Annotated in this window: 17 protein-coding genes and 1 riboswitch; of the genes, 2 read left to right on the top strand and 15 right to left on the bottom strand. The window is 50.6% G+C overall.

Features of this window, described 5'->3' with window-relative positions; translation table 11 throughout:
• Positions 1-26: 26 nt before the first annotated feature.
• From L1285_RS18420 to L1285_RS18395, 6 genes are all read right to left on the bottom strand, one after another.
• Positions 27-818, bottom strand: coding sequence for a thiazole synthase (locus tag L1285_RS18420; RefSeq protein WP_442960518.1), 792 nt, complete (start codon positions 816-818; stop codon positions 27-29).
• 2 nt (positions 819-820) lie between these two features.
• A complete protein-coding gene (gene thiS, locus L1285_RS18415) occupies positions 821-1,018 on the bottom strand; it encodes a sulfur carrier protein ThiS (protein WP_125782407.1) in 198 nt (65 codons plus the stop codon).
• On the bottom strand, positions 1,015-2,034 hold the full coding sequence (locus L1285_RS18410; RefSeq protein ID WP_235413636.1) for an FAD-dependent oxidoreductase: 1,020 nt from the start codon (positions 2,032-2,034) through the stop codon (positions 1,015-1,017). The genes thiS and L1285_RS18410 overlap by 4 nt, the downstream gene beginning before the upstream one ends.
• 40 nt (positions 2,035-2,074) lie before the next feature.
• Positions 2,075-4,027 (bottom strand): phosphomethylpyrimidine synthase ThiC, encoded by a 1,953-nt coding sequence (gene thiC, locus L1285_RS18405; RefSeq protein ID WP_235413635.1) that lies wholly within the window; start codon positions 4,025-4,027, stop codon positions 2,075-2,077.
• 164 nt (positions 4,028-4,191) lie between these two features.
• Positions 4,192-4,293: riboswitch (TPP riboswitch) on the bottom strand.
• Between the two features lie 28 nt (positions 4,294-4,321).
• Positions 4,322-4,738, bottom strand: a complete 417-nt coding sequence (locus L1285_RS18400) for an META domain-containing protein (protein WP_235413634.1) — start codon at positions 4,736-4,738, stop codon at positions 4,322-4,324.
• Between the two features lie 98 nt (positions 4,739-4,836).
• Complete coding sequence (locus L1285_RS18395; protein ID WP_125782413.1) at positions 4,837-5,226, bottom strand: acyl-CoA thioesterase; 390 nt, start codon at positions 5,224-5,226, stop codon at positions 4,837-4,839.
• 105 nt (positions 5,227-5,331) lie between these two features.
• On the opposite strand from L1285_RS18395, the gene L1285_RS18390 reads away from it, so the two are divergent.
• Entirely contained in the window at positions 5,332-7,425 is a 2,094-nt protein-coding gene (locus L1285_RS18390; protein WP_235413633.1) for a TonB-dependent receptor, read from the top strand.
• 78 nt (positions 7,426-7,503) lie between these two features.
• Here the strand turns inward: L1285_RS18390 and speD are convergent, their stop codons facing one another.
• The 9 genes from speD to fabR form a co-directional block, all read right to left on the bottom strand.
• A complete protein-coding gene (gene speD / locus L1285_RS18385) occupies positions 7,504-8,307 on the bottom strand; it encodes an adenosylmethionine decarboxylase (RefSeq protein WP_235413632.1) in 804 nt (267 codons plus the stop codon).
• An 86-nt stretch (positions 8,308-8,393) separates the two neighbouring features.
• Positions 8,394-8,807 carry an OsmC family protein gene (locus tag L1285_RS18380; protein ID WP_235413631.1) on the bottom strand — a complete coding sequence of 138 codons (414 nt, stop codon included), beginning with the start codon at positions 8,805-8,807 and terminating at the stop codon, positions 8,394-8,396.
• Between the two features lie 82 nt (positions 8,808-8,889).
• On the bottom strand, positions 8,890-9,228 hold the full coding sequence (locus tag L1285_RS18375; protein WP_046004953.1) for a DUF3802 family protein: 339 nt from the start codon (positions 9,226-9,228) through the stop codon (positions 8,890-8,892).
• 175 nt (positions 9,229-9,403) lie between these two features.
• Entirely contained in the window at positions 9,404-10,876 is a 1,473-nt protein-coding gene (gene astD / locus L1285_RS18370; RefSeq protein ID WP_046004952.1) for a succinylglutamate-semialdehyde dehydrogenase, read from the bottom strand.
• Between the two features lie 13 nt (positions 10,877-10,889).
• Complete coding sequence (gene astA, locus L1285_RS18365) at positions 10,890-11,918, bottom strand: arginine N-succinyltransferase (protein ID WP_235413629.1); 1,029 nt, start codon at positions 11,916-11,918, stop codon at positions 10,890-10,892.
• Positions 11,919-11,993: 75 nt separating this feature from the next.
• Positions 11,994-13,205: an aspartate aminotransferase family protein gene (locus L1285_RS18360; RefSeq protein WP_046004950.1), complete on the bottom strand. Its 1,212-nt coding sequence runs from the start codon at positions 13,203-13,205 to the stop codon at positions 11,994-11,996.
• 322 nt (positions 13,206-13,527) lie between these two features.
• Entirely contained in the window at positions 13,528-14,703 is a 1,176-nt protein-coding gene (locus L1285_RS18355; protein ID WP_235413628.1) for an HDOD domain-containing protein, read from the bottom strand.
• 44 nt (positions 14,704-14,747) lie between these two features.
• Positions 14,748-15,329 carry an anthranilate synthase component II gene (locus L1285_RS18350; RefSeq protein ID WP_235413626.1) on the bottom strand — a complete coding sequence of 194 codons (582 nt, stop codon included), beginning with the start codon at positions 15,327-15,329 and terminating at the stop codon, positions 14,748-14,750.
• Between the two features lie 65 nt (positions 15,330-15,394).
• Positions 15,395-16,036, bottom strand: coding sequence for an HTH-type transcriptional repressor FabR (gene fabR / locus L1285_RS18345; RefSeq protein WP_046004947.1), 642 nt, complete (start codon positions 16,034-16,036; stop codon positions 15,395-15,397).
• Between the two features lie 115 nt (positions 16,037-16,151).
• On the opposite strand from fabR, the gene L1285_RS18340 reads away from it, so the two are divergent.
• Positions 16,152-17,285 (top strand): acyl-CoA desaturase, encoded by a 1,134-nt coding sequence (locus L1285_RS18340; protein ID WP_235413624.1) that lies wholly within the window; start codon positions 16,152-16,154, stop codon positions 17,283-17,285.
• Positions 17,286-17,309 lie beyond the last annotated feature (24 nt).

The following is a 17,309-nucleotide window of genomic DNA, read 5'->3' as shown; positions in this document are numbered from 1 at the left end:
AGGCTTAGCGACACTATAGCGCGTGTTTAATTCTGATGCCAAAAGGGCATCCCCATCGTCGGGGTGGAAGGCGCTGCGACTTCTTTCTCCGGCATGGCCTGCGCCACGTAGGCAGCACGCCCGGCAACCACCGCATGATTAAAAGCACTGGCCATGGTCACCGGACAGCCAGCACCGGCAATGGCAGAATTCAGCAACACGGCATCATAACCAAGCTCCAGGGCCTGAACGGCATGTGAGGGTAAACCGAGTCCCGCGTCAACAATCAGAGTGTGGTCAGGCAAACGCTCACGAATGGTTTTCAGATTATAGGGGTTGAGTAACCCTTTCCCGGTGCCAATGGGCGCGCCCCAGGGCATCAGTACTTCGCAGCCCAGATCTGCCAGGCGCTGACACACCACTAAATCATCGGTGCAATATGGCAGCACTTTAAAGCCCTGCTTTATCAGGATTTCTGTAGCTTCCAGCAGGGCAATCGGATCGGGCTGTAAATTGTATTCATCGCCAATCAGTTCCAGCTTGATCCAGTCAGTTGCAAACACTTCCCGGCACATTTGCGCCAGTGTCACCACTTCTTTAACACTGTGACACCCGGCGGTGTTAGGTAACACCCGCAATCCGGTATCCTTGATCAGTTGCCAGAAGTCACCTCCGGCCGACACAGAGTTCTGGCGTCGCAAAGAGACGGTGACGATTTGCGCCTGCGAAGCCACCAGACTTTGCTGCATGATTTCCGGCGAGGGGTAAAGTGCCGAGCCTATCAGCAAGCGGCTGTTGAACTGCTCACCATAAATGGTTAACGGCGTATCACTGTGCATCATTAGCCCCCCTGAATAGGCGATAGCAACTCGATGCTGTCACCCTCTTGCAGTCGCTGCTCCGCTAACGTGCTGCGCGGCACAAATTGCCCGTTCAACGCCACCGCAAAGGGTGCCTTTGCCCCTTGCGCCTCAATCACCTCCAGCAAAGACTGTGGCTGTGACAGCGTGAGCGCCTGACCATTGTAACTTATATTCATAATACACCTTGTTGTAACGCGTGTTGCACCACCGCTGGTGCCAGCAAAAACCCGTGTCGATACAGACCGTTAATGCGGATCACATTATCAGTGATACTAATATGCGGGCGATTATCTCTATACGCCGGGCGCAAACCTGCGCGCAGCGACATCACCCGCCCCTCAGCAAAGCCACTGTGTACCGTATATGCGGCCGACAGCAGCTCCAGTGTCGAGCGAACCGTGATATCGCCCCGATCCTGAGATTCAATTTCGGTCGCCCCAATAACAAACTCGTGATTTGGTTTAGGCGCGATGTAGAGCGGATAACGTGGATGCATCAGACGCACCGGACGCTGCAAACTCACCTCCGGCGCATAGATGCGGGCAACTTCGCCACGCACCCCACGCAGCCCGGGGCTGTCGTCTTTGGCATCCAGCCCACGGCAGTCAATGATCCAGTCAAACGCCTCACCATTGACCCGCCCTTGTGCGATGTGTGCATTTGACCCTTCATGAAAGTGCACGCCCCTGTTTTTTAGGGTGCTAAGGCTGGCAGCAAAGAATGCCAGATTATCGAGCTGACCCTCACAGGGTAAGTACAACCCCTGATGAAAGCGGCCAGCCAGTTCAGGCTCCAGCGCACCAATGCCGCGACCATCCAGGCTTTGCGCCTGATGGCCAGCCAATGGCTTAAGGCGACGCTGAAAACTCAGCAAATCGCCCCTGTCTTGCTGGTGCGCAACAATCACTGTGCCCTGCTGCTGAAAGAACACCGGTGCATCGAGCTTGGCCAGCAACTCAGGCCACAAGGTCATGGCATGTAAGCCCTGCTCTGCCAGGTCTTGTTCACAGATTACGGATTCGGCCATCGGGGCGAGCATCGCGGCGGCCAAAGTGCCGACACTGGCAGGCGCCGCGACCGGGTCGCGCTCAAATACGCTCAGCTGATACTGCTGTGCCAACATCAGGGCAGCAACCCGCCCTGTCAGGCCAAAGCCGACAATAGCAACGCGTGGTTTGTTTGTCTGGGACATCTTGCCTCCATACGGGCCCAAAGGGGCCCGCTACCCTAAATCACAGCGCTTTGTGGTAAAGCTCCGACCCCGTCTCTTTGAACTCGCGTGATTTATTTTTCATTTCGGCCTCCACATCAATCATTTTGATGGCGATAGCTTCACCGGCATTATTTGGATCTATGCCCTCGGCTTCAAGCTGTTTGGCGTAGTCGCGCACATCCTGGGTGATCTTCATAGAGCAGAACTTAGGACCACACATAGAGCAGAAGTGTGCCACTTTACCCGACTCCTGAGGCAATGTTTCGTCGTGATAAGACAATGCCCGCTCCGGGTCCAGGCTCAGGTTGAACTGATCGTGCCAGCGGAACTCAAAACGCGCTTTAGACAAGGCATTGTCGCGGATTTGTGCGCCCGGATGACCTTTGGCCAGATCCGCCGCGTGCGCCGCAATCTTGTAGGTGATCAGGCCCTCTTTCACGTCTTCTTTGTTTGGCAGACCCAAATGCTCTTTTGGCGTCACGTAACACAACATGGCGGTACCGTACCAGGCGATTTGCGCCGCACCAATCCCGGAAGTGAAGTGATCGTAGCCCGGTGCTATGTCTGTGGTCAGCGGGCCAAGAGTATAGAAAGGCGCTTCATGACAGTGCTTTAATTGCTCATCCATGTTTTCTTTGATCAGATGCATAGGGACATGGCCCGGCCCTTCAATGAACACTTGTACGTCATGCTTCCAGGCAATCGTGGTCAGCTCACCCAAAGTGCGCAGCTCAGAGAGTTGTGCTTCGTCATTGGCATCGGCGATTGAACCCGGACGCAGACCATCACCCAGAGAGAAACAGACATCATACTGCTTCATGATCTCGCAGATGTCTTCGAAGTGGGTGTAAAGGAAGTTTTCTTTATGGTGCGCCAGACACCATTTGGCCATGATAGAGCCACCGCGCGAAACAATGCCCGTCACCCGTTTTGCCGTCATTGGCACATAGCGTAACAGCACACCTGCGTGAATGGTGAAGTAGTCAACGCCTTGCTCGGCCTGCTCAATCAGCGTATCGCGGAAAATTTCCCAGGTCAGATCTTCCGCCACGCCGTTCACTTTTTCCAGCGCCTGATAAATCGGCACCGTACCAATCGGCACCGGTGAGTTCCGTACCACCCACTCACGGGTTTCGTGAATATATCGGCCTGTCGACAAGTCCATGACCGTATCCGCACCCCAGCGAGTTGACCACACCAGCTTCTCAACCTCTTCTTCAATCGAAGAAGTCACCGAGGAATTACCTATGTTGGCATTCACCTTCACGAGGAAGTTGCGACCAACAATCATAGGCTCGGTTTCCGGGTGGTTGATGTTGTTTGGCAAGATAGCGCGGCCACGTGCAATTTCAGCACGGACAAATTCGGGGGTAATAAAGTCTGGGATCTCAGCACCAAAAGATTGGCCCTTGTGCTGCTGCGCCAGTAACTCTTCACGAATTTTCGCGCGACCCATGTTTTCACGAATGGCGACGTATTCCATTTCCGGCGTCACAATACCACGACGCGCATAGTGCATTTGTGTCACATTTTGTCCGGGTTTGGCGCGACGGATCTTAGGCAGGTTTTCAAAACGAATATGGTCCAGACCTTCGTCTGCCATACGCTGCTGAGAAAACTGCGAAGTGACCGACTCCAGCACTTCGGTATCGTCGCGGTCTAAAATCCACTTTTCACGGAATTTCGGTAAGCCTGTACGCACATCCAGCTTAAAATCCGGATCGGTGTAAGGGCCTGAGGTGTCGTAGACACGAACCGGTTCATTTTTCTCATAGATTGGCTCTTCTTCAGTACCACCAATAAAAGAATCACTCAAAGTGATCTCGCGCATGCCGACACGCACGCCTGCCTGCTCACCCTCAACATACACTTTCTCGGAATTTGGGAAAGGTTGTCCGGTAAGGTTATAGATAAAATCCGACGCGGCCTCGCGCGACTCACGACGTGATAACTTGCTACTGTTGTTTGACATGACATGCCTCATTGTTAAGTTAAGGTGTCTTGTCAGAACTCCGCAAAGGGAGCGAGAAGGGTCCAAACCAAACCCACAGCAAAGCGCTGTGTGCTGATTTCATTCAGTGGAGCATGTTGGCACAGGCACAACATGGCTGGCAACCTAGATATCTTACGATATACCAACTTAGGTAGCTTGTTCCCTACGCAGGCATTAACCTGATCAGGTCCACGGATCCCGCAATACTGCGATCTCAGCCCAGATGGGCACTCCGACAAGTAACGAACTGTGAAAAAGTGTACTGAATCGCGCCTAGTTAGTCAAAGGCTCTGCGTCCAGTGCTTTAAATTGCCAGGTTTGCTGGCCTTTAAGGTGTAACTTATTGTTCTGAATAGTAACAGTCACGCCCTGCTGTAGCATGTCCAGAAACTGCATCTCCCGCGCATCCAGCACATCACCACAGGACTTTCGGGTCATCCCCAGCTGACTCAGCTTAAGGGTCTCAGACGCCATATTGCCCTCGGCAAAAAACCGATTACACCCAGCAAAACCAACCACCTGTAAGGCATCCAGAAACTCGATTTCTATCGGTGAGGCCGCTGTAACAAGACGTCCATCAACCTGAGCTAACTGCCAGTGAGAGTGCTTAAGCTGTTCCCTGGTTACCTTCCCTGTACTGGAACATGCCATTAATACGCACATCAGGCATAAAAGAATGGAATTTTTCATGGTAAACCAACCGCTTAAAATATGATTAATATTATAACGTCAGGCGGTGTGGAAAAGGCAGTAAAAATCTGTAATTTTCTGCCTTTTTAGTAAAAATATCAGCCAAAAAGCTGATCAATTTCCTCAGGTAGGAACGGACGCCCCCGTTCATTCACCGATGTCCCGGTGACAACCGCATCCAGCATGAGCTTGTCGTCTGCGGCGCGGATAATACGCTGGATAAATGCGAACTTCAGTTTGCTCACCCGCAGTGTTTCAACTTCAACATAAAATGCGTCCCCCGGTTTCAATGAATCTTTATAATTCATTTCAGAGCGGATCACCACCAGGTTGATTTTTTGCTCTGCCAGCGCAGCAAAATCGACGCCGTTGGCAATCAAAAATTCATGCCTGGCATGCTCCAGATAATTAAAATAGACACTGTTGTTCACTATGCCCTGCAAATCACATTCGTAATCCCTGACTTTGAAATCAAGCTTAAATGTCATGGCCTTTCCTCTTCACTAAGTTGCCGAATTTATAACACATATTAACTGTTAACTGGTCGGGCTTTTGCTACACTGTGCGCAATCAAAAATGGAACAAGATAAGACATGAAGCTTAAACTTTCTTTGCTTAGCATCAGCCTGTTGGCTGCCCTGTCAAACCAAGCCGCCGCTGACGAGTTACCGACAGCTGCGCCCCTTGAAACCATTGAAGTCACCGGCGACTTCCAAAGAGAATCTCTGCAAACACTGAGTGCCAGCGCCAGTGTGATGGGTGAAGTTGAAGTGACCCATCGCGGCGCCAGCTATCTGGATGAACTATTAAATAGCACCGCCAATGTGAACTTTACCGCAGGCGCGTCACGCGGCCGCTTTGTGCAGATCCGTGGCGTAGGACTACGCTCTCAGTTTGTTGACCCAATTACTCCCAGTGTGGGTATGCTGGTCGATGGCATTAATTACTCCGGCCTGGGCGGCAGTGCCTTGCTGTTTGATATTGATCAGGTGACCTTGTATCGCGGCCCTCAGGGAACGCGTTTTGGCGCCGATGCCATGGGCGGGATCATCGATCTGCAATCTCATGCCCCAACCCAGGACAGCACCTTAAAACTGCGCCTTGGCGCGGGTAACTACAACAGCTATGAAGCTGGCCTGGCGGCAGGCACCGGATTAACGGACAGCACCGCAGGACGTATTAGCCTGTATCAACGCGGCTCCGACGGCTATGTCGATAACCTGTATCTGGATAAACCAACCCAGGATCAGGAAGAGAGTCTGGCCCGTTTTAAACTGAGCAGCCAGCTGACAGACGCGTTAACTATGAACCTGGCAGTGCATCATATTGATATCGATAACGGCTATGATGGCTTTACGCTGGACAATACACGTAACAGTGTGGCCAATCAGCCAGGTAAAGACACCCAAGAAAGTGATGCCTTTGCACTGAGCGCCCTGTATACCGGCCTGAGTGCTTTTGATATTGAGTTCCAGGGCACAGGGCTGCAAGCCGATACAGAATATAGCTACGATGAAGACTGGACCTGCCATGACGCGACTCAGCCGAAGCTATGCGCCGCAGGCCTGCACCCGGACCACTACGAAAGCTTTGACAGCTATCTGCGCGATCACGAACGTGGCACGCTGGAAGTCAAGCTAATGGACAAGCAGGGCGACTGGGTGCTCGGTGCTTACGCACAGCGTCGTGATGTCGACCTGACCCGTCAGTACACCTGGCTGAGCAATGATTTTCGCTCCAGCTATGATGTCTCCAGTCAGGCGCTATTTGGTCAAAAAGTCACGCATCTGAATGATCAGACCCGACTGATCACGGGGTTGCGAGTTGAACGCTATGACAGTGAATACCTGGATACCAATGGTTTTGCCATAGATCAGGATGACACTATGGTCGGTGGTAAGCTGGCGCTGGAGTATCAGGTTGTGCCTCGCACCATGATCTACACCAGCCTGAGCCGGGGTTATAAGGTCGGCGGCGCCAATGGGGAAGCGCTGGCCAAAGCCAAAGATGAAGGCTTCAGCATTCCGGCCTCTGCATTTTCGTTTGAGCCAGAATATCTGTGGAATGCGGAATTTGGCGTAAAAGGTCAGTCTGAAGATAAAAAACACACCCTGTCTGTTACCGCATTCTATATGGAACGCGAAGACATGCAGCTTAAACAGTGGCGAATTGACGGTGTGCAGTTTGCCGGCTTCATCAGCAATGCGGGTAAAGGCGAAAACTATGGTCTGGAAATCGAAGGCCAGCGCCTGATCACAGATCAGCTAACGCTGAACTACAGTCTCGGCTACCTGGACACTAAAATAGAAGACTTTGTAACCACCTCAGGTGCCAACTTCGATGGTCGTGAGCAGGCACAGGCGCCTAAGTATCAGTATGCCTTTTCGGCAGACTATAGCGTGCTGGAAAACCTGGTGCTGAGTGTGGGTGTCGAAGGTAAAGATGATTACTTTTTCTCAGACAGCCACAATGAGCAGGCACCGAGTCAGAACCTGCTCAATGCCAGCGTAAGTTATTATGGTGAACAATGGTCACTGACAGCCTGGGGTCGTAACCTGGCCGACCGTGATGTCCCGGTCAGGGGCTTTTACTTCGGCAATGATCCACGCGATGGCTACACGGCGCGAAACTACGTTCAGTACGGTGAGCCTCGGGTCTTTGGCCTGACCTTCACGTACGATTTGTAAGCCCCATATCAATTCGAACGAGTATGAAACAAAAAAGGCGCTCAATGAGCGCCTTTTTTAACGGATAGTACCCGCTAATTATTCTGGCAGGTTACGACCGTAGAACACTTCCTGGATCTCACGATTCAGGCGCTCACGGATCTGATCTTCCTCTTCTGTGTCCAAATCATCCGTTGTGATACCAAACAGGTAGGTATTCAGATCGGTTTCTTTGAGCATCATCTTAGTGTGGAACAAATTTTCCTGATACACATTCACATCCACCATGTGATACGCCTCTTTGGTATCTTCGGTCATGTAGTTCTGGATAGAATGAATAGCATGGTCGATATAGTGCTTTACGCCATTGACGTCGCGGGTGAAACCACGCACACGGTAATCAATGGTGACCACGTCTGATTCCAGCTTGTGGATCAGGAAATTCAGAGCCTTCAGCGGTGAAATAATGCCACAGGTCGATACTTCAATATCGGCACGGAAAGTACAAATACCATCGTGCGGATGTGCTTCTGGATACGTGTGCACACAAATATGGCTTTTATCCAGGTGCGCCACCACAGAATCCGGCAACGGTCCTGGTGTTTCGTTGCTGTCGAAGGTTTGCTGCTCTACCGGCTCTTCCGATACCAAAATGGTGACACTGGCGCCCTGCGGATCGTAATCCTGGCGGGCAATATTCAGTACATTAGCACCAATGATATCGACTACGTCGCGCAGAATGTCGGTCAGGCGATCGGCACTATACTGCTCATCGATGTATTCCAGATATTCTTTACGCTGCTGCTCGGTCTTGGCATAGCAAATATCATAGATACTAAAGCTTAAACTCTTAGTTAAGTTGTTAAAGCCGTGGAGTTTAATTTTATCAAAGGGCTTGTTCACGATAGACCCACCTTAAAACGTGAAAATCTGCGCTGCAGAAATAAAAGTTCGCGGATTTTATACGAAAATAGCGTCGCAAAAAAGACCTATTTCGCGCTGTTTTCAACCACTTCGTGGCTGTGAGTAATTTCTACCGCTTTTTCAAGCATTAAGGCTACCGAACAGTATTTTTCAGCAGACAATTGCACTGCGCGCGCCAGGTGCTTTTCTGACACATTATTGCCAGTCACCACAAAGTGTAGATTGATTTTGGTGAATACTCTAGGCGCACTGTCCGCACGCTCTGCGCTCAGCTCCACAGAGACATCACTGACGTCTTGCTTGGCCTTTTTCAGGATGCTGACCACATCCACAGATGAGCAGCAGCCTGCCGACATCAACACCATTTCCATCGGGCTGGGCGCTGCGCTGTCAGCGCCTGCGTCGAATACCACATTATGACCAGAATGAGAGCGACCAATAAAGGTATCTCCGTCAACCCACTTCACACTTGCTTGCATGTTTATTATTCCTCGAGTTCCTAAAACTAATAACACCGCCAATAGGCGGTGTTATATTTGATACATAGCAGCGACGACTGCGTCAGTTTATTGCATTGTCGAACAGGTTTTTCACCAGCCCGGCGAATTCCTCAATAAACTCTCTTTGTTCTTCAGTAACGCGCTGCTCAGTGACGCTGGAGAGTACTTCCTGCAAATCATACACAATGCCGTCAACTTCTCTGACTATCAGGCTACGTTGTTCGGTCGTCAATCCGGTATGTTGCTCACAGAGGCGGATCACGTGCTCAGCAATCACATCTTCTATTAACTCCAACACCTTAGGTGCATTGGCTTTCACCACACCCGGCTTCTCAAACAAGGCTAAGTGTTGCGTTAAGTACATGACTAACTCATCGTATCCTTGTTTATCTAAAACCATATATTGCCCACCTGAATGTATCAATGACATCTCCTATTGATTTAAGCAGAAACTAGTTTTGATTGCTACTTTTGATATTTGCAGACCAACAAAAAAGCAGCCGAGTTGACGCTTGGCTGCTTTTTTCAATACTAAAGGGTGAGAAAATAAGTATTTATTCTCTCTGAGTAAGATTTTACTCGATAGTCAGGCCCGGACTCAAGGTGCCTGGCAAAGTCACTTTGTCCAGCTCAACCGAAGCCACCGGGTATGCACAGTAGTCTGCTGCATAGTAAGCACTTGCTCTGTGGTTACCAGAAGCACCAATACCACCGAATGGTGCGGCACTGGATGCGCCTGTGATTGGGCGGTTCCAGTTCACGATACCTGCACGGCTGCGACGCAGGAAGTGCTCATAATCGGCCTGGTTATCACCCAGTAAACCGGCAGACAAACCAAAGCTGGTGTCGTTGGCTTTTTCAATTGCGGCATCGAAATCGCTGTATCGGAATACTTTCAGTAACGGACCGAAGTGCTCATCATCAGGGAAGTCGGTGACCTTAGTACACTCAATGATGCCTGGCGTTACAAAGCCTGTGCCTTCAGTGTGTGTCAGCTCAAGCAAAATCTCACCACCAAGCTCAACTAGCTGTTGCTGCGCAGCAACCATACCAGCAGCGGCATTGTTAGAGATCATTGAGCCCATAAACGGCTGATCTTCGGCATCATAATTACCAATCTTGATAGCTTTAGTGGCTTTAAGCAGTTGCGCCAGGATCACATCGCCCTGTTCGCCTTCTGGCAGGAACAGTTTACGCGCACACGTACAACGCTGACCGCTTGAGATAAACGCTGACTGGATGATGTCATGAACGGCTGCTTTGGTATCAGCAACGTCTTTGACGATCAATGGGTTGTTACCACCCATTTCCAGTGCCAGAATTTTACCAGGCTGACCTGCGTACTGCTCGTGCAACAGGTGGCCGGTACGTGAAGAACCTGTGAAGAACAAGCCGTCGATGCCTTTGTGTGACGCCAGGGCTTTACCTGTTTCTACTTCACCCTGTACCAGGTTGATCACCCCTTTTGGCAGACCTGCCTGCTCCCATAGCTTCAGCGTCAGCTCTGCCACATAAGGCGTCAGTTCTGAAGGCTTGAAGATCACTGTGTTACCTGCCAGCAGGGCCGGTACAATGTGACCGTTTGGCAGGTGACCCGGGAAGTTATAAGGACCAAATACCGCAACTACGCCGTGTGCTTTGTGACGAATAACCGCACGACCCACTGGCATTGGATTTTCAACCACGCCAGTGCGCTCATGATAGGCTTTTTCAGAAATCGCGATTTTACCAACCATGGCGCCCGCTTCAGTGCGCGTTTCCCACAGTGGCTTACCGGTTTCCTGTGCAATGGCCACAGCCAGTGCTTCACTGTTTTCTTTCAGTAGCTCAGCAAAGCGCTTAACCACGGTCAGGCGCTCTTCAAACGCCAGCTCACCCCAGCTGTAGAAGGCTTCGCGGGCCGCTTTTACGGCACTGTCAACTTGCTCTGCCGTTGCCGCGTTGGCACGCCAGATCTCTTCATTATTGGCCGGGTTTACCGACGCAAATGCTGCGCCTTCACCTAAGCGCCACTCACCATTGATAAATTGTGCTGCGTGTGTTGTCATAATTCTTTCCCAATTAAAGAGTTGCAATACTAACGGTGTCACCGTCAGCGATCTGCAGGGCCTTCGCCACCGCACCAGGGATGGCAACTTCTGTTGCTTTTTCTGGCAGCGTTAACGTCAGTGCCGTCGCACGATATCCCGCTAGTTTATCATTAGCTATCATGACGGGGGAACCTTCTGCGTCAATCTGCATCGCATCGTCAATGCGCACTGTGTACTTACGTACTTCGCGCACTGTGCGGATGTTGTCAACTTTGGCTTCTACCGTGGGACCTGCGTCGAAGATATCGACATAGCCATTAAACGTAAAACCTTCGCTCTTAAGCAGTTCAATCGCCGGGCGCGTGTTGTCATGGACTTCACCCACCACTGACTGGGCTTCTTTGCTCAGCAAGTTGACGTAGATAGGGTACTTAGGCATCAGCTCGGCAATAAAGACTTTTTGACCAATGCCAGTCAGGTAGTCCGCAGTCGGGAAGTCCATCGAGAAGAAGTGCTCTTCCAGCCACTGCCAGAATGGGCTGTCGCCATTCTCATCAGACACGCCGCGCATCTCAGCAATCACAGTGTCCGCAAAGCGGTCACGATGTTGGTTAATAAACATGAAGCGTGACTTAGACAATAACTTGCCATTCAGCCCGCGGCGGTATTTATCGCGCAGGAATAATGTGCACAACTCAGTGGCGCCGGTGTAGTCATTACACAGGGTCAGAATATCCACTGCTTTGTAAACATTCAACGTCCGCGATGAGTGGATCACTTTACTTAGGTGGTAGTGATAAAAGGCATCATCAAGACCCACTGCAGCTTCGATGGCACTGGTGCCAACCACTTCACCGGTTTCACTGTCTTCAAGCACAAACAGGTAACCTTCATCAAAAGGCACGTCTGTTTCTTTGCCGAATGAAGCAACTGAGCGTTCGATCTTGTTTTGCAGCAATTCTTCATTGACCGGCAATGAAGTAAAGCCATGCCCCGACTCCTGGGCAATGTTCAAAAGCGCTGAATAATCGCTTTTCTGGATTGGGCGAAGGATCATCATGAGCCCGCTTACTCCTCAAAAAATGTAGATAGCTGAGTCGCACATTAAGTGCGACCCACATGTCACCGACTGGTATTAGGCGTTGTTTGCAACCACTTTGGCCACAGCCGCTTCAAAGCGTGCCATACCTTCACGGATATCCGCATCAGGGATCACCAAAGAAGGGGTGAAACGCACAACGTTTGCACCGGCAACCAAAGACATGACGCCCTGGTTAATACCTTCTACCAGGAATTCTTTCGCTTTACCCTGATATTTGTCGTTCAGTACACCACCCAGTAGCAAGCCTTTACCACGGATCTCACTGAACACCTGGTGCTTCTCGTTGATCTCGTTCAACAGCTCGCGGAACAGCGCTTCTTTGGCTTTAACGCCATTCAGTACTTCCGGAGTGTTGACTGTGTCCAGTGCCGCTTCTGCAACGGCACACGCCAGCGGGTTACCGCCGTAGGTTGAACCGTGTGTACCAATCTTCAGGTGCTTGGCAATTTCAGTAGTGGTGATCATCGCACCGATTGGGAAACCGCCGCCCAGCGCTTTAGCTGTGGTCAGGATATCAGGTGTTACACCCAGTCCCTGATAGGCATATAGGTCACCAGTACGGCCAACACCGGTTTGTACTTCATCAAAAATCAGCAGCGCGTTGTGCTTATCACACAATTCACGTACACCTTTTACGAAGTCCGCTTCTGGTGAAATGATACCGCCTTCACCTTGTAGTGGCTCCATCATTACCGCACAAGTGTTGTCTGAGATCAGCGCTTCCAGTGCCGCCAGATCATTGTAGTCGCTGTGCACAACATCGCCCGGCTTAGGACCAAAGCCATCTGAATACGCAGCCTGACCACCCACGGTTACAGTGAAGAAAGTACGACCGTGGAAGCCTTTATTAAATGCGATGATTTGTGATTTGTGCTCACCGAAGTTATCCAGTGCCCAACGACGCGCCAGCTTTAACGCGGCTTCGTTGGCTTCTGCACCAGAGTTTGCAAAATAAACTTTGTCTGCGAAGGTCGCATCAGTCAGTTTTTTCGCCAGGCGAAGCGCCGGCTCATTGGTCATGACGTTAGACAGGTGCCAGATTTTCTCGCCCTGCTCTTTTAGCGCTGCAACCAGTGCAGGGTGACAATGACCCAGACAATTTACTGCGATACCGCCCGCGAAATCGATGTATTCTTTGTCATTTTGGTCCCATACACGTGCACCTTCACCTTTAACAGGGATTACCGCAGAAGGTGAATAGTTAGGCACCATTACCTGATCGAAAAGTTCACGATTGATAGTCATTTTGATTCCTCATTTTGGTGAGTACAGCACTCAACCGGGGCAGGCAGTGATACATGAAATCTCAGCGACAGCGATGTAAAAGACCTGAATTTGTCCCAATTGGTGCAAAATTCATACGCTCATTATTTCAAAAAAAAGCGCATTTGTCTCATATTAAACATCGCGCGAGCCCTTTATATTCAAGGGATTAGTATATAATTGCAGTCTCAGTGAATAACTATTAAGGCGTCCATAATTAACGCCCCTATAACTTCAAGGCGTTTACTGAGATCTGTTACTTGCCCGTAATGAATGAATAAGCGAGAAAAAAGTGTGGTTTTTTTTAAAGAATTGTCAATTGCAGGCTTTGCAGTGCTGTTTTTGACAGCAGATCTTGCTCTTCTACGGTGAGCTGATTGTAAGCGAGCCAGTCTTTGGCTTCATCTGCCTCCAGCAAATGGGTGTCTTTGAGTACCTGATATTGCGCATAGCAATAGGCTTTGCGCACCACCTGGGTGAGTGGCAGTTGCTCCGCGGCATGATTATGCGCCTTTGGCAGATAGCTTTGCGCAAACTCTTCCATCACGGCATTGAACGGCAAGTAACGAAACTCCATGCGCTCTATCAAATACTGTGACACGGTTGCCGAGTGCTCCAGTAACAAGTTGCGCAGAAACAAGGGATCGGGCTCCAGACCCACCAGTGCAGTGTGCAGATCTTTTTGCTTTTTATCGCGCGCGATTTTAACTTTGCCCTGCCAAACCCGCTCAAAAGTGCGCAGATATAACCGGGTCAGCGCAATTTTACCGACATCCAGTAACATCCCCAGGGTAAACGCATGCTGCGCTTTGACATCATACAATGGTGCGAGTGTTTTGGCGGCAATGGCGGTTGCCATGCTCATATCGCGCAGTTTGCGCTTTAGCAGCGGGAAAGGCTCGGTTGAATGTGGCATCCAGTGGCGCATCGCAAAGGTCGGGATCACCATTTGCAGGTTTTCCAGCCCCAGGTAGCGTAGCGCCAGTGCGGGCGTGTCGACTTTGACCGTTGTGCCTTTGGCACTCTTTTTACGATACTGAGGCAAGTTGACCAGCGAGACCAAGTCGCGCCCCAGCCAGGACAAATCGTTGACCAGCGGCTCTAACCGGCCGACTGACGCCGATTTAACCGCCAGAATATCCAACACCGTAGGCACGGCTTCCTGGATCCCCACCACTTCATGGTAAATCGTGTCTAAATCTTCCAGCTGCGTATTGATGGCCGCTTCTATGACCTGATGCAAGTGGGTACTGGCTTTGGCAATATATTTATGATGACTGGTACTGCGCTCCTGACGTTTAGCAGACGCTGCAAGCTCTACCTCAAGCATAGTGCGTTGTGGTATGCGCTCACCAAAATTCATATCAAAAGTATGAATATAGCCTATCTGCTGCTGAGCAAAGTTATGGCTAATTAGTACATCATGGGCACGCTCTGCCAGAGCCTGTGCTATCCGAGATTGCCTAATGTCATCAGTCATCAATTATGTTCTTTTTCGGTATTGTCGGGGTTGCTTTTTTAAGGTTAGAAGCGACTTATAAAGTTATCAAGTAGCTGCAGGCCATGCTCCGTCAGTATGGCTTCAGGATGAAACTGAACACCTTCCAACGCTCGCTCAGTATGGCATAAGCCCATGATTTCATCTAGTTCACCCACACTATTTTGCGTCCAGGCCGTGACCTTCAGCGCATCGGGTAAAGTGTCTGGCTGCACCACCAGCGAGTGATAGCGACACACCTCAAACTGCCCGGGTAAACCGTTAAAGGATCCGCTGTGATTATGCACCAGTGTTGAGGTTTTACCATGCATGACCTGGCTGGCACGCACCACCTTTGCGCCCAGTGCCTGCGCTATGGTTTGATGGCCCAGACAAATGCCGAGAATGGGGATCTGCCCCTGAAATGCGTCAACCACCGACAGGGATATCCCCGCTTCATTGGGCGAGCAGGGCCCAGGTGAGATGACAATATGATCCGGGTTTAATGCGCGAATGTCTGACACTGACAGCGCGTCATTACGATGCACCACCACCTCTTGGTCAAGGCGTTGAAAATATTGCACTAAATTGAATGTAAATGAATCATAATTGTCTATCATAAGTAGCATACTGCGCTATCCTTGTGATGGCATTGTAAAGCGGTTTGCGTGTTATTGTAGCATGCCGGGCCCGACTACTGGCCCGATGCCTTAGTGGCGGGTACCTGGCTTTCTTTTTGATAACCCGACGCCCCTTTAACGATATATCTGAGTTGCCAGATCAAGCGCTCGGTTAATTCTGCGCGCTGCTGGGCATCCTGATCCAAAGCTTCTGCCCCTGAGCTGAAAACCAGTGTCACCATGGCTTCTGCCTGCATATACGCATGATTGGCATCACAAGGGGTCTCGGTCTCCAGGTAGTGAGACAGCTCCATGATGAAGTGCTTGATCTCTCTGGCGACAGCAGCGCGAAATGCAGGCGAGGTGCCGGAACGTTCGCGCAGCAGCAAACGAAACTGGTTGCTGGATGTTTCGATGAACTCCATAAAGGTCAGCACCGACGTGTGGATCACGCTTCCGCCCCCTTTAGCGATCCTGCGCCGCGCCTGACGCATCAGCTGACGTAATGTTAAACCGGCCTCATCCACCATGGTCAGACCGAGCTCATTCATGTCCTTAAAATGGCGATAAAACGACGTAGGGGCAATGCCGGCCTCTCGGGCCACCTCACGCAAACTGAGATTGGTAAAGCTATGCTCAGCACTAAGCTGATTAAACGCCGCCTCTATCAGCGCCTGACGGGTTTTTTGTTTTTGCTGGGCACGGACACCTGACATGGTCGCAGTTCCTATAATTTATTAGCTCAGATCAATAATAGTGGGAGTCTAATACTTGACGGCGCAACTTTGAAATACTATTTTAGCGTACAAGTGTACGCTGAGATTTTTGAAAATGAAAAAACCCCCTTTATTGTGGACTAATGTCTTATTCTTTAGTCTGTCCTTTCTTGCTGCGATTACGTTAGTGCCCTGGTATGGCTTTGAGTATGGTTACACGGCGACCCACTGGATTGCGTTTGTGGGCTGTATGTTTTACGCCGGTATGTCGATTACCGCAGGTTATCATCGCCTGTGGGCACACAAAGCCTACGATGCCCACCCTGTTATTCAGGTCTTCTTTGCCTTTGGCGGCGCCTTTGCACTGCAAAACAGTGCCCTGCACTGGAGCAGCGACCACCGCATTCACCATGGCCAGGTCGACGACCCAATAAAAGACCCCTATGCGGCAACCCGCGGATTCTGGTACAGCCACATTGGCTGGATGCTCAGAGACTATCAGGGTGAAAGCTATGGCGATTACAGCAATGCCCGTGACTTACAACGCAATAAAATCGTGATGTGGCAACACAAACACTACCTTAAGCTGGTCCTGCTGACCAATATTGGTATTCCGCTGGCACTTGGCCTGATGCTGGGTGACGTCCTGGGCATGCTACTGTTAGCAGGCGTATTGCGCCTGGTACTGAGCCAGCATTTCACCTTCTTCATTAACTCACTGGCTCATATCTGGGGTAAACGTCCATATACCGAGAAAAACACCGCCCGGGACAATGGCTTTCTGGCACTGCTGACCTACGGTGAGGGCTATCATAATTTCCACCACATCTTTGCCAGTGACTATCGCAACGGCATTCGCTGGTATCATTACGATCCCACCAAGTGGATGATCCGTGGTCTGTCGTATCTTGGTCTGGCCAGCAAGCTCAAGCGCACACCGGTTGAACGAATAGAAAAAGCCAAAGCAGAAACCTTGCTGAATAAGACTAAAGTTACCCTGGCAAAATTGCCTTTGGCGCAGGATAAGCTTACATTGTTACAACAAGAGTATGATTTACTGCTGAAAAAGCTTCAGCACTTCTGTGCCGTGCAAAAGCAGGTACTGGAAACGAAAAAGCATGCTATGCGCGAACAATGCGAGCAGTCAGCCCTGTTAAAACAGTATCAAGAACTGGAGCAGGCCTGGCAGGCGCAAAAGCAGGCATGGCTGGCATTAAACTCGAGGCTGTTAAAGGGCGCCACCAGCTAACCCTAAAAGCGGCCTCACAAGTCA

The organism is Pseudoalteromonas sp. DL2-H2.2, assembly GCF_021532535.1.
Lineage (GTDB): Bacteria > Pseudomonadota > Gammaproteobacteria > Enterobacterales > Alteromonadaceae > Pseudoalteromonas > Pseudoalteromonas rubra_A.
The sequence above is the reverse complement of the archived record's forward strand: the minus strand, read 5'-3'. Positions and strand labels throughout refer to the sequence as shown.

Excerpts from the sequence above, each read along its gene's own strand:
- L1285_RS18395 (WP_125782413.1), bottom strand. The coding sequence starts at position 5,226 with ATGACATTTAAGCTTGATTTCAAAGTCAGGGATTACGAATGTGATTTG.
- L1285_RS18390 (WP_235413633.1), top strand. The coding sequence starts at position 5,332 with ATGAAGCTTAAACTTTCTTTGCTTAGCATCAGCCTGTTGGCTGCCCTG.
- thiC (WP_235413635.1), bottom strand. The coding sequence starts at position 4,027 with ATGTCAAACAACAGTAGCAAGTTATCACGTCGTGAGTCGCGCGAGGCC.
- L1285_RS18340 (WP_235413624.1), top strand. The coding sequence starts at position 16,152 with ATGAAAAAACCCCCTTTATTGTGGACTAATGTCTTATTCTTTAGTCTG.
- L1285_RS18375 (WP_046004953.1), bottom strand. The coding sequence starts at position 9,228 with ATGGTTTTAGATAAACAAGGATACGATGAGTTAGTCATGTACTTAACG.
- L1285_RS18380 (WP_235413631.1), bottom strand. The coding sequence starts at position 8,807 with ATGCAAGCAAGTGTGAAGTGGGTTGACGGAGATACCTTTATTGGTCGC.
- L1285_RS18355 (WP_235413628.1), bottom strand. The coding sequence starts at position 14,703 with ATGACTGATGACATTAGGCAATCTCGGATAGCACAGGCTCTGGCAGAG.
- thiS (WP_125782407.1), bottom strand. The coding sequence starts at position 1,018 with ATGAATATAAGTTACAATGGTCAGGCGCTCACGCTGTCACAGCCACAG.
- L1285_RS18400 (WP_235413634.1), bottom strand. The coding sequence starts at position 4,738 with ATGAAAAATTCCATTCTTTTATGCCTGATGTGCGTATTAATGGCATGT.
- astA (WP_235413629.1), bottom strand. The coding sequence starts at position 11,918 with ATGATGATCCTTCGCCCAATCCAGAAAAGCGATTATTCAGCGCTTTTG.
- astD (WP_046004952.1), bottom strand. The coding sequence starts at position 10,876 with ATGACAACACACGCAGCACAATTTATCAATGGTGAGTGGCGCTTAGGT.
- L1285_RS18360 (WP_046004950.1), bottom strand. The coding sequence starts at position 13,205 with ATGACTATCAATCGTGAACTTTTCGATCAGGTAATGGTGCCTAACTAT.
- fabR (WP_046004947.1), bottom strand. The coding sequence starts at position 16,036 with ATGTCAGGTGTCCGTGCCCAGCAAAAACAAAAAACCCGTCAGGCGCTG.
- L1285_RS18410 (WP_235413636.1), bottom strand. The coding sequence starts at position 2,034 with ATGTCCCAGACAAACAAACCACGCGTTGCTATTGTCGGCTTTGGCCTG.
- L1285_RS18420 (WP_442960518.1), bottom strand. The coding sequence starts at position 818 with ATGCACAGTGATACGCCGTTAACCATTTATGGTGAGCAGTTCAACAGC.
- L1285_RS18350 (WP_235413626.1), bottom strand. The coding sequence starts at position 15,329 with ATGCTACTTATGATAGACAATTATGATTCATTTACATTCAATTTAGTG.